The sequence below is a fragment of the Chrysosporum bergii ANA360D genome, from assembly GCF_029891735.1.
GTDB classification, from domain to species: Bacteria; Cyanobacteriota; Cyanobacteriia; order Cyanobacteriales; family Nostocaceae; genus Umezakia; species Umezakia bergii.
This window is the reverse complement of the sequence record NZ_JANQDH010000038.1, coordinates 64,520-77,770: the sequence shown is the minus strand read 5'-3', so window position 1 is coordinate 77,770 and position 13,251 is coordinate 64,520. Positions and strand designations below refer to the sequence as shown.

Below are 13,251 nucleotides of genomic sequence, written 5' to 3'. Positions count from 1 at the left end.
ATTACTTCTGATACCCGATGCGTAGAATGTACTCCCAGGATACGCTCGTCTGCCAATATGGGTGTTACTGGAATAGTCGATAATTAGTAAATCATCTCCTGCTCCCCCATCGACGTAATCCCTACCCAATCCTGCGTTAATGGTATCGTTTCCGTCACCAGTATTGATACTCTCATCAAAACCATTTGCAAAGGTAACGGTGTCGTTACCTGAACCAGTGGTCAAGTTGCCAAATCGTTCTACATTTTTAATTACTGTACCGTTGGCTTCTGTAATCGTGCTACCACTGTTGTCTACAACTAAGTCTGTGGTGAAGCTGCTAAAGTCAGCATAGTTGATGGTATCAATACCCGCACCGCCATCCACACTGATTGTTCCGTGGCCGCCTCTGTCAATGATATCGTCAAAGCCTGTACCCGTAATTTGTAAACGCTCTATGTTGTAGAAGTAAACTTGGTCGTAAGCACCTGAGTTGTTTGTGTAGGCATACAGGTTTCCTTGCCAAGTTCCAGAGGAATCATAAATATTACTTCTGATACCCGCTACGTAGACTGTATTGCCAATATAGGTGTTACTGGAATAGTCGATGATTAGTAAATCATCTCCTGCTCCCCCATCGACGTTATCTCTACCCCTTCCTGGGCTAATCTCATCATCTCCTGCAGTTCCGGTAATGGTGTCATCACCATTTCCGATGAAAGTTGCTTGTTCAACTTCGACTAATTGACCACTTAAAATTATGGTTCTAGCGTCATCCTCTGCTTTCAATCTTTCTAGACTCTCAACATCCAGACTTTCACTCAACACTAACGCTGCAAAAATAGCCCCTTCATCCCCTGGGCTATCCACTGTATTAAAGCGAAAATCTAAGTAATGCCCTATTTCTTCCAACAATACCCGCACTAACTGCTGTGATTCCTCCTTGACTACACTTTCTGAAAGGTAAATTTTTTCAGTTTGACCAGAAAATGCACCACTGGCTCCTTGTAACTCAGAGTCAGGATATACCTCAATATCTGGTAAGTTGGCTAATGTGTCTAAAAACATTCCTGATGTCACTGGGACACCAAACACTAACGCCAGTTTTTCTGTCAAAGATTCCTGAGATGCAAAACTGGTTAACAAGTCAATAACATTACTGAGGGCGGTGTTCACAGTTTTTAGCATAGTATTACAGGTACAGGTAAAAAACAGTGCTTAAGTTACTTATTCACACTCTATCAGAAATATTGTTCTTTACTTAATCAGATACAAAATTTAACAATTTTTTTTAACGTAAGTTTGAGATTACACTTAAGTATTTTTTTAATTACATGATACAATTAAGTATGCTGTCTTACGGAAATTGCTGTTAGTCCTATGGGGAGAAATATTACTGTGATTCGGGGTTAGATTATTCATCAAGAGTAGCAAGCAGGATGCTGGCGTTACAATGGGCTGTTACCTGTTCCCTGTTTCCTGGAATAAATTATTTTAAATTTTTGATGTTTTTTAGATGAAAATTTGCTGATAAATTGTATAAGTCTGTAAAATTAAATCTATCCACAGTAATAAATATAGTAATAAATATTGTGGTAGGGATGCAGGATGTGAGGAAAACAAGTTTTAGGAATATCTGCTATTGACATTTTTTTATGTTATAAGAATCACAGAAATTGATGCTACAGGAAAAGAAATTCTATGGAATTAGAAAAGTTAGATGGTTTTAAGGAGTACGGAGAATTTATACTAGAAAAACTAGACTTAGTACCCCAGTACCCCTCTAAACAAGAGGATTGGATACCAAGCAGGTTAGATGATTGTTTGCAGCGTCTGCGGGAAGCTGCTGATAAAACTGTGGAACTTGCCACATCTCCGGTTAAAATTGGGGTGATGGGGGAATTTAGTAGCGGCAAAACTTTACTTTTAGGTGGCTTAATTGGATATGCTGATGCTTTGCCAATTAGTGAGAATCCAACTACAGGTAATGTTACAGCTATTCATATCGTGCCGCAACCAGGTTTTGTCACTACTCAGGCGAATAATTTTACGGTAGAGTACCTTTCTGATGAAGGAGTGAATGAATGTCTACAGTTTATGTTAGAGGAAGCAAACCGTAGAACTAGGGCTGCTGGACTTGCACCTGTGACTTTACCAAAATTAAACAATAGTAAAGATATAATTAACTGGTGCGAGGATGCGTGGAACAGTAGTAAAAATTTGGAACTACGTTATTTACTGCGAGAGTTGGTGTTGTTCATTCGCGCCTATCAAGCCTATGGGGAAGCTATGTGTGGTAAACAGTATCAAATTGATGCTATCACCGCCAGGGAAGGTTTACAGCTGACAGAGCAACCCATGGCTATCCAAACTCTGCGTTTTGAAGATTTACCACCTGCTCATATTCCATTACCCAGCCCTCCCCAAAAACTACTTACCAAGCTATTACAAAATAGTTTTCCACTCATTCGCCGTGTTGATATTGAAGTAAAAATATCACGGGACATTTGGGATATTTCCGGGGCTTCGGAATTTATTTTGTTGGATTTTCCCGGCTTGGGGGCGGCTAACTCCGGTGCTAGGGATACCTTTTTATCACTGCGGGAGTTGGCAGAAGTACAAACAATTTTAATACTTTTAAACGGTAAAAGCCCTGGAAGCGATCGCGCCAATAAAATTTTTACCATGATGCAGCAGCAACGCCCTGGACAAGACCTAAAAGATTTAATTTTAGTGGGGGTCGGGCGTTTTGACCAGCTACCTTTAGATAGTGAAGGTGGAGAAAGAGAACTGGATCAATTAATTTCCACCACTCAACCATTAAAACAGGAAGATGTTTTACGGAAACTGAAAGTTCTACAAACCACTATTGATGCTGCTAGTGCATTTACAACCCAACCAGAACGGATGGTTTTATTATCCCCACTATTAGGACTAGCTGAATTAGCAAAACGTTCTACTACAGTGAAAGCAGGTTCACCAGAATTTTTAGCTAATTTAGACTATCCTGATTACTTAGAACGGTCTAAGCGGTTACAACAAAAGTGGGAAATATTAAGTACAAAGTTACTGGCATCCGATCCACGTAGTCATTTAGGCAGACAACTGGGTTATTTTGCTCAAGATGGTAGTATTGCCAAACTGCGGGAATTAATTCAAAATCATGTTGTCAGCCATGGACTCACCCAATTATATCAAGATACTCGCAGGGCTGCCAATAATGTAGGTCAACATCAAGAACACCTAAAAAACATTATTGCTGAAATTCATGAGCAGGGTATTCCTAGCGGAGATCCGGAAAATTTAATTCAGTTGCGGGCTGCTATAGAAAATTTAGATAAAACTTATCGCAATTTCCAAAAAAGTTTAGGTAAAGAACCACTCAAAGACCGTCGGGGAGATGTGGTTAGTGATGTAGTTAAAGACGAACTGACATTTAAAATCCTCAATTGGAATGAGTGGACTTTGCTATTTAACAAAGCTAACAATGGTAATATTACCATAGCCGAATTTAAAGGAGCAGCAGGTAAGTTATTTGACCGAGGAAGTAGAGTTAATAGCAGCCTACCAACTAAAAGTGAAGATTTTTACCCAGCCTTTGCCAAGACTATCAAAGAATTAGAAAACTTTGCCCGCGATCGCATTCATCAAGCAGTAGCAGACCTATTAAATCAATTATCCCATCAAATAGCCGCCGAACGCAACTACCTACAAGCAAACCTGCATCCAGAGATGGAACAGGATATTGAAAGCAAGTTTGGTGTAGAGGAAGCTGATATCTTTTACAAATTACTGTTAGGATGCGATCCTAATAAATGGCAAGAAGCAATTATTGCTGAAATTAACAGCAAAGAACAATCAATGTTGCCAGAAAATATTTTTCCCTTGGCGCGCCAAGACGAAAAACACAACATTGGTCAAATCTTTGATTGGTCACCGGAAAAAAGTCAAGATTTACCCAAAACAGGTAATCATCAACTTTTGGTGTTGCGACTGCGAGATGAAATAACTGCTTGTGCTAGCCTTCATCTAGTACAATATGTCAGCGAAATCAATCAGCAAGTCAATGCTGAACTAGAAGGTATTTTAGATCAAATTATTCCCACCCTGCAAAATCTTTCTAAAAAAGAAGCCCTACTCAGACATATGGCTGCGGGAGACTCGCCGACTAAAGTTGCCATTCCCACCTGGTTACAAATTCTCTCACAAATTGCCACAACTTCCTATACAGATTTAACCAACTAGATCACCTTTCTGGGCAATTACAAATTATTAATATAAGGAGAAATAAATGCCTGTAGAAATTAGGCTTGCAGCCAACTTTCAACTACGTGCTAAAGAAAACGAATACTTAGAACTACCCACCATCCAACTGATAGCAGCAGGGGATAATGTACCTCATATTGCCAGAATTAATTGTATTGTCACTGGTACACCAGAAGATTTAGCAGTACAAATCAAAAAAGCATATAAACCATTTGATTCTGTTACTCCTAAAATTTCCCAAATTGGGGAATTAGAGCAATATCCTTGTAAATTAGACCGCCCTTTAGTAGAACCAATCAACTGCACATTAGAAGTGATGGTTGAGTATTTTGATTCTGATGCTTTAGGAGATCCATTATTATCTGAACCTAAACAAACAGGCGCTTCATGTTATCTATGGTCACCAGTAATTTATGACTATGATGAAGAAATAATGGACACTACTAGTAGTCAGGAAGAAACTAGTAAATATTTTGACAAAAAAACCAATAGGAAAAGATTTCCAGGATGGTTAGCCTTAGATTTTGGTACATCCAATTCTACAGTTACTCTCTTTGACCCCATTGAAGTACCCATCGCCGAAGTTTTACCCAGAGAACAGGAACTACGGCTACGCGATCGCATGGCACAATGGTTAAGTTCTCCCGTATCTTTAGCTTTACCTGATGTCAACCCTCAAGACTGGGACAAGTTTCTAGCCAACATCAGCAAAAACCTGGAAATTGAACCACATCAGCTACCAGAAATTTTTGCTAGTGATCAAAAAGACCGATTTTTAGAAGCTATTCGCCAAGTAGAATTATGTTTAGGTAATAGCGACAGATTTCGCCGGGCAGTTAGCAAGAAGTTATATCAAATCTATCATGAGGTTTTCCGTGTACCTACCTTAGAATCACAAAACTTAATCCCGGTGGTATTAGATATTAATCGCCGTGATACAGAAATTCCCAGCGAATTAGAAATTGTTAGCTTAACAGATTTACAACTGCGGATGGGTAGGGAAGCTAGAGATAATCGCAAAAAAGCCATCGCCCAAGGTACAAGTATTTCTTTAAAAGAAATTATCAGCAGATTTCACCACTCACCCAAGCGCTATTTTGGTCAGGAGCGTTCTTTTCCGGTAATTTTAGATAATCAATCAGAAATAATTAGTGTTAATGACCTGATCCAAGCAGCTTGGGCGCATTTAATCCAATTAACTGAAGATTACCGCCAAAGTGCTAGACGCAGATTTTCTGAAGGAGACTTTCTCACTGCTGTGGTCACTTACCCCACCGTCGCCCCTCCATTAGTGCGTAAGGAAGTGAAGGAATTAGTGGAAGACCTGGGTATTGATGATGTCCAAACGGCTTATGATGAAGCAGTTTCAGTGGCAATATTCTTTTTATGGCGAGAATTTGGCGGTAATCTGAATATTGGTATTGAGTCATTTAAAACCCGTTGTCGCCAATTCGATAATAAATGGTCACAAAATGTCTTGGTTTTAGATATCGGTGGGGGAACTACAGACCTAGCTTTAATTGAACTAACTTTAGAAGATAAAACCCCCTCCTTTACAGAATATGAAGACCGAGGTTTAGGCGGACGTTATTATAAACTAACTCCAAAACTCTTAGGTTCTTCCGGACATTTGCAGTTAGGCGGTGAGTTAATAACTCTGCGAGTATTTAGATTGTTAAAAGTAGCGATCGCCGATTTTTTATTAACAGCAATTACCACAGGTGACATTGACAGCGAAAAGCTAGAAGATTTAATTAATTCGGAATTAAATGAGCGTTTTCTAGAAGCTGGAGAATTTAAAAGCGGCAGTTTATTAAAATGTATAGATAAAGAAAACCCCGACGGAGACGCTGCTTATAAAGATGCCCTAGATACCGCCGAAAAAGTATTACCGACCCGATGGCAACAAGCACCCCAACGCCTACAAACATTTTACACCCTCTGGGACTATGCCGAAACAGCTAAATTAAAACTGGGGCAAAAGCCGCCAGCAGATCATCCTGTTTTAACTTTGACAATTTCTGAACAACAAATTTCCGAACTTCTCACGCAAACTGGGGTTAAATTCCAAATCAGAAATCCTGATCATATTTATGTTAACCTAGACAGCCAACAATTTGAACGAGCCGCTTCTTCCACCATCAAAGAAGGAATTGGCATTGCTAAAGGATTGATGGAAAGCCGCTTAGGTTTCCGGGGACAAAATATAGATTTTTGGAACACACATAAAGTTGATTGGTTGATTTTATCTGGCAAAACCTGTAATCTTGATTTAGTACAACGCCACATCTACCAAGAATTTAGTAACTCTGCTTATTTTGTCTGGAACCCAGAACGAATTACCTTTGTTTTAGAGTTTACTAAATTAGCCACATCCGCAGGTGCTTGCTACGCCGAAAAACTGCGGAGGCTAAGATTTGACCCGGAAGAATCTAAAGAATTGTTACGCAAAGGAGCCAATCAGTTAGAGATAGATGTAAAAAACCTATTTTATTATCTGCCTTGCAACTTCAAACGCAAAACCCAAAGCAACGAACTGTTACCCATCTTCAAAACTGGACAAGAACTTTATCAAATCACTCCTTCAGAAACAGCAGCCAAAGTGCGTACAGAATGGCAAGGGATACAATTAACTAATATTATTTACCGCCAAGACTACGAAGAAGGAGACCTGCGACTATGGGGAAGTTTTGACGGTAAAAACCTGATGCGGAAATTAAAAATGCAAGAGGCAGAATTTCTCAAAAAAATTAAAGTCCAGTTTGAAATTGATCAAACCCTACAATTCAGCGTATTACTTTGTCAAGGAAATCCCCATTATTTAATTGATGTTCCCGGTATTGATGTGGGTGCAGCACTGTTAGCAGCTTCAGAAACATCAAGCTTATTTGCTGATGGAAAATTAAAGTGGAATATAGCAGTAGAACGTCCCCATCAAAACTTACATGAGGGTGATATTGCTGTTAATGTGATTGAATCTGCCACAGTAGATCAACCAAATGCCTATCATTTAGTTTTTGAAGTAGACAAAAATGATAGTCAGTTTATCCGCACATTTCACTATGTACATAGTAGCGAACAGGAACCGCAAAATGGTTTAGTTAGTAATCCTTTGCCTCCCTTTCCGCAAACAAATCAGCACACTTTTTATATTTACCAAACAGATACCGATACTAACAGTAAAAAATGGATCAGAATTGGGGCACTGAGTAAACCAGATGTGGCCACGGATTACCCTTGTAAATATTGTGTCACTCTTGATAACAAAGGTATGCTCAGAATGCACGCCGGCGAAGTTCCCTATTGGACATCCACAAGTCAAGAATGCCTCAAACAAGAAGGATGTGTTTATCGCGCTGAGTTAGAATTGCAACCTAACGAAGTTGATAAAGAACGCGACCCCTTTTGTGGCATACATTAACCTTAACTCACGCAAAGCCGCAAAACCATGATAAAAAACTCCGCGTCTGGTGCGTGGACAAAAATCAGTTTTACTATCAATATTCATGCAGCAGTTACGTCAGTTATTAGCAGTCCAAAACTCAGAGTTGTCTAAAATACTAAAATTCAGCTTGTACGGACTAGAAGCAACCTTAAGTAAAGCACGGGCAGAATTTCCCCTTGACCCTGGGGTTGAGTTATGTGAGGAGTTACTACAAGAAATCTCCAACTTATTGCAACCGCAACCAGATTCTAGTCCAGAAAATGCCATGGATATATCGCCCCCAGGGGAGTTAAAACTAATTCATCTGCAATCAGCTTTTAATGCTGACCCTGAACTGAGTGTATATCTAGGTAATTTCTCACTACAAAGCCAAACAGATGCTCAGTTGTGGCAAGAAATTCACCGGAAACTGCTGCGAGTTCCAGAACATCTAGCCACAGCTTGGCGACAACGTGCTTTAGATTTAGCTGAAAAAGTTGGTGCAGTAGCAGATAATTTGCATCTTCATCAACTACCCTTCAGCCGGGATGAAATTATCTACCCCGGACTAAAAGGGACTGTGCAAGCCCGTGGATTATGTTTATCTGAAAAAACATTGTTAAATCATGGAGTTAATTCTACTGATGAATATGGCTATTTATATTGTCTAGCTGGTCTTGTGCATCTGTTGCTTAAATTTACAGAACTAGATCCAGATTTACATCATGCTTTAAAAAGCGTGTTTAGCTTTGATATTGTGCCTTTACATTCTCAGCCAGAACAACGAACTCAATATATCAATACCTTAAGCGATCGCTGGCATCGTCTACAAGAAGCTGAGTCAAATTCTGATGAGTTATTAAGTCTGCGCGCTTGGATAGACATGGATGAGGCGATACATTCCTTAGTATTTATTCCCCCGGTGGAGCGTTATTCTTGGTGGGGTAACTTACAGCAGGAATCTAGACGCATTTTAATAAAAATGGCTCAAAAAGCCATTAATATGGGTCACGACGTAAGGATTAGGCAACTATCTGGACTCTACGCTGATATCTGCACATTCTCAAAAGATGACCTACAACTCAACTGTGGTGGTGTTCCTGGGGAAGTTTTAACTTGTCTAAGGGTTTATGCACGTATCAATCAAGAAGCAACTCCAGGACGGGTAATTTTTAGATCATTACGTTAAATATAACAATTTAATTGTATTCTTAAATTACCCCTAGATACAGCAAACAAGCAAAAGTCAAGAATTAGTGCAGGTTTATTGACTTTTATTTTAAATCAAATATAATGTACTAGTCGGACAAAACACGGAAAAAAACACATAAACTAGTAAAGTGCGATACTTTACATGAACGTATATCAACAGCCAAGGAATGTTCTCATGTATAAAATAGGAAAAATGAAGTTGATTAAATTTTTCTACCGTAAATTACGGGCAAGCTCAATCACTCTCGTGCTAATATTGACATCTTTTTTGGTCAAACCCGCAGTAGCTACGGATGATGTGCCGAAGAGTGTTCCAGTGGAAAAACAACCTACTTTATTGAATGCAGATGAGTTCACCAAACAGTTATCTGCTACGACAACCGATTCATCTTTACAACCAAGGAAAATACAAGAGATAATAAACCCTACAGTTATCGCACAAATAGACTCTTCAATACCTGCTGGCGATACTTTTGGGGATATTGATAAAATACGCCAAGAATTGTTAATTGACCCCATCATCACAACCCCAGGATCGTTGGTTGGTGAACCTCCCAAAGCTTCCCCCGGTTCAACAGCCGGCACTCCTTCCGGCTACGGTGCTAGTTCCGGACAAGCTTATTTTGGGGTTGGTTTATTTTTCCCATTAGAGGATGGTAAAGTAGATGGCTCACTCTCCACCGGTTTTGGCTTAGGAGATGCAGTTAAATCTGTGGGAGTGGAAGTGAATGTTAACTTTACCAGTGCGGGTGGTACTTTTCTACTGGGTGGCAACTTTGATGTGGGTGATAGCGGCTATTTGGGTTTCAAGCTACACAAATCTTTTACAGACGGTACAGCAGTAGCTGTGGGTTGGTCAAATCCTGTCAAATGGGGAGAATCTTCCGACAATAAAGACACTTTTTATGGAGTAGTCACCAGGGCATTTCCACTGCAACCAAATGACCCCAATCACAAATTACCCTTGACCATTTCTCTTGGTGTTGGTAATGGCAGTTTCCGTTCCACAGGAGCCATAGAAGCCAACGATAATACTGCTAATTTTTTTGGTAGTTTGGGTTTAAGAGTAATACCTCAAGCATCCTTGGTAACTGGCTGGACTGGAAGGAGTATCAATTTAGGTTCTTCCATTGCTCCTTTTAAGTCATTACCTCTAGTGATCAATGCCCTGTTCACAGATGTTGGTGGTTATTCTGATAGTGGCTTAGGTTTTTCCCTCAGTGGGGGCTACAGTTTTCAGTTTTAAGCAATCTCATCAATAATCAAAATCATGAAAAAACAACTATCTTTCATCTCCCTTGCCTTAGTAATGAGTATTTTTAGTTACTCAATGTTTACGCCTAATCGAGCATATGCTGGTAAGGATGTACCGCCGGGAGTTCCAATAGATGGTCCTGGTAAGGAAGTACCACCAGGCGTTCCAACAGATGGTCTTGGTAATACCCCCCCTGTTGCACCCGCTCCAGGGACTAATGTACAGGTTGAAGTTGTTACTTCTGCTGGTGGTACCACCACAGTAGTTATAACTGCACCACCAGCAGTTCAAGCTGCCTTGAATACTGTTTTTGCTACCGCAATCAATCAAATCGCTACTACATCCCCCATTATATCTGTTTTACAAGGTAACGTAGAAGCATCTAATCAGTTGGTATCTTCCATAGTTATTTTAGGGGCTTCACCAGCAACAGTAACAGCACTGGTAACGGCTTTAAGTGGGCTACAAACCGGAGGAATAGTCAATATTAACAATCTTAATGCTGCCATAACAGCATTAACTCAACTTCTCAATGAAAGTAGTCCAGAAGTTCTTGCTGCACTTGCCAACGACCCAAACTTTAGGGCAATTGTTAACTTGTTGAGGCAATTAAGAGTTGCTGTAGGTCAAAGTTGATAATCTACCAGCAAATTACTAGGGTGCGTCAAACCATATAAATCTTGCAAACAAGCCAACATTCATCACCTGAAGCACCCCAACTTATTATCAAACCAAGTGGGGGTGCGTCAAACCACATAAAACCTGCGAACAAGCGGAAATCTAACAGCTAAAACACCCCAAACCTAATGTTAGTGTAACCCCGCATGATCAGCCACCAGAAAAAAACAGGGGTAACGCAAATGCTGTGATAATTCCAACTAAGACAAAAATTTCAATAACTCTGAGTGAGAAATTCCTGTTTATTAACTGATTAATTCCACCACTAAAATGAACGGGAAAATTACTCAACCAACCCTGCAAACGACTATACCAATTACTCGGACTATCTGCTGGGCGGTATTGCCATGATAACATTGATAGTAATAAAGGCGCACCACCCACTTTGGCAGACATCAAAAGATGAATGGCTAAACAACCAACCATAATCACCCAAGCGATCAGGTGAAAGTAATACCATAAGTGATCAAGTTCACCCAATGGTAACCATTCTTCTTTCATCATTCTGCCAGAGATCACGGCCAAAGCTGAAGCAATCAGCATGAGAGTATTGACTATACGTTGCAGACTCACCCACCAAATGGGTTCACCAACTTGTGTGAGTTTTCGGATCAAATCTGATGGTAATAGGCGATTTTCTCCAGCATGAAAGCTATAAAGTGCAAAAGCTGGCAATACAAGTAAGAAGAATAAAGCTACTGTTCCGTGAATATCTTGAATTGGCTCGATTTGGCCAATGGGGAGTTGGCCAAATCTTTTGTCAAATGTGTTGTAAACTAAAAAACCGGTGATGATGGCTGTAATTGCTAAAATGCCACTTACACCATGTAGGATTCTCAACCACAAAGGTTGATAAGGGGCTGAATTTCTCATAAGCCAATGGAGGATTTTTCTTCCAGCTAAAAAATTAAATATAGCGAATTTTGCCCAAATGAGGTACATCTGTATCTCACGTTTTTAGGAAACGCTATAAAAAATTAAACTAGCTACAATATGAATAAATGATATACTAGTTGTTTCATTCAACCTGGTTTTATGGCACTGCCAATTGTTGCTATTATCGGTCGCCCTAATGTGGGCAAATCCACCCTGGTTAATCGCCTTGCAGGGGAACAAACGGCGATTGTCCATGACGAACCGGGTGTGACACGCGATCGCACTTACATACCATCTTACTGGCGCGATCATGAATTTATAGTTGTAGACACAGGTGGCTTGGTATTTAACGATGATACAGAATTCCTGCCCCTAATTCGCGAACAAGCACTCACAGCCCTAACACAAGCTAGTGCCGCTATTTTTGTAGTGGACGGTCAAACTGGCCTCACAGGGTCTGATCAAGAAATTGCCTCATGGTTACGCCACCAAACAGTACCTGTATTACTGGCGGTGAACAAGTGTGAATCCCCAGAGCAAGGTACAGTTCAAGCCGCAGAATTTTGGTCATTAGGACTGGGGGAACCCTTCCCCATTTCCGCAATTCATGGCAGTGGTACAGGTGAATTACTTGATGAGTTAATCAGTCACATACCGGTCGTTACGGAAGTAGAAGAAACTAACGAAATTAAAGTCGCAATTATCGGTCGCCCCAATGTAGGTAAATCGAGTTTATTAAATGCTTTTGTAGGGGAACAGAGGTCTATTGTTAGCCCTATTTCCGGCACAACACGCGATGCCATTGATACTGTTGTGGAACGGAACGGGCAAATTTATCGTTTAATTGATACTGCCGGCATTCGCAGAAAAAAACAAATAGAATACGGTACAGAATTTTTTAGCATTAACCGTGCCTTTAAAGCCATTCGCCGGGCCGATGTGGTTTTATTGGTCATTGATGCCCTAGATGGAGTCACAGACCAAGACCAAAAATTAGCTGGACGAATTATTGATGAAGGTCGAGCTTGTATTATCGTGGTGAATAAATGGGATGCTATCGAGAAAGATTCATACACCATTTACGACTACGAAAAAAGTCTAGAAGCCCGGTTACATTTTACAGAATGGGCAGAAACTATTTTTGTCAGTGCCACCACAGGGCAACGGGTAGATAAAATTTTAGACTTGGTAAATCAAGCAGCAGAGTCCCATAGAAGGCGTGTGAGTACATCTGTAATTAACGAAGTCCTCACAGACGCTGTAAGTTGGCATTCACCGCCAGCCACTAGGGGTGGTCGTCAGGGTAAAATTTATTATGGTACTCAAGTGGCTGTCCAACCACCAACCATCGCCCTGTTTGTGAACGAGGCTAAACGCTTTAATGATAACTACCGTCGCTACATTGAACGGCAGTTTCGCCAACAGTTAGGATTTAAAGGTACACCGATCCGTCTACTCTGGCGCAGTAAAAAAGTCCGGGAAATGGAAGTTGGTAGTGTGAATAGAGCAACTCGCGTTAAATAACGTTATTATCCTCAACTTTCAACTACCCAGCAGTCAA

The 13,251-nt window shown here is 40.3% G+C and carries 8 protein-coding genes; 6 read left to right on the top strand and 2 right to left on the bottom strand.

The annotated features are described in order from the left end of the window. On the bottom strand, window positions 1-1,167 hold a 1,167-nt coding region (locus NWP17_RS05870), incomplete at its 3' end, for a hypothetical protein (protein WP_280653979.1). Between the two features lie 513 nt (window positions 1,168-1,680). Here NWP17_RS05870 and NWP17_RS05865 point away from each other — a divergent pair. The 5 genes from NWP17_RS05865 (at window position 1,681) to NWP17_RS05845 (ending at window position 10,772) form a co-directional block, all read left to right on the top strand. Beyond that, a complete protein-coding gene (locus NWP17_RS05865) occupies window positions 1,681-4,224 on the top strand; it encodes a proteasome protein (RefSeq protein ID WP_280653978.1) in 2,544 nt (847 codons plus the stop codon). 46 nt (window positions 4,225-4,270) lie between these two features. Next, window positions 4,271-7,666 (top strand): molecular chaperone, encoded by a 3,396-nt coding sequence (locus tag NWP17_RS05860; RefSeq protein WP_280653977.1) that lies wholly within the window; start codon window positions 4,271-4,273, stop codon window positions 7,664-7,666. Between the two features lie 85 nt (window positions 7,667-7,751). Further along, window positions 7,752-8,858: a hypothetical protein gene (locus NWP17_RS05855; protein WP_280653982.1), complete on the top strand. Its 1,107-nt coding sequence runs from the start codon at window positions 7,752-7,754 to the stop codon at window positions 8,856-8,858. Between the two features lie 198 nt (window positions 8,859-9,056). Continuing rightward, entirely contained in the window at window positions 9,057-10,127 is a 1,071-nt protein-coding gene (locus NWP17_RS05850) for a hypothetical protein (RefSeq protein WP_280653976.1), read from the top strand. 24 nt (window positions 10,128-10,151) lie between these two features. Further along, complete coding sequence (locus tag NWP17_RS05845) at window positions 10,152-10,772, top strand: hypothetical protein (protein WP_280653975.1); 621 nt, start codon at window positions 10,152-10,154, stop codon at window positions 10,770-10,772. 192 nt (window positions 10,773-10,964) lie between these two features. On the opposite strand, the gene NWP17_RS05840 is transcribed toward NWP17_RS05845, so the two are convergent. Further along, a complete protein-coding gene (locus NWP17_RS05840; RefSeq protein WP_280653974.1) occupies window positions 10,965-11,687 on the bottom strand; it encodes a cytochrome b/b6 domain-containing protein in 723 nt (240 codons plus the stop codon). Between the two features lie 162 nt (window positions 11,688-11,849). Here NWP17_RS05840 and der point away from each other — a divergent pair, with 162 nt between their 5' ends. Continuing rightward, window positions 11,850-13,214, top strand: coding sequence for a ribosome biogenesis GTPase Der (der, locus tag NWP17_RS05835; protein WP_280653973.1), 1,365 nt, complete (start codon window positions 11,850-11,852; stop codon window positions 13,212-13,214). Window positions 13,215-13,251: the final 37 nt, after the last annotated feature.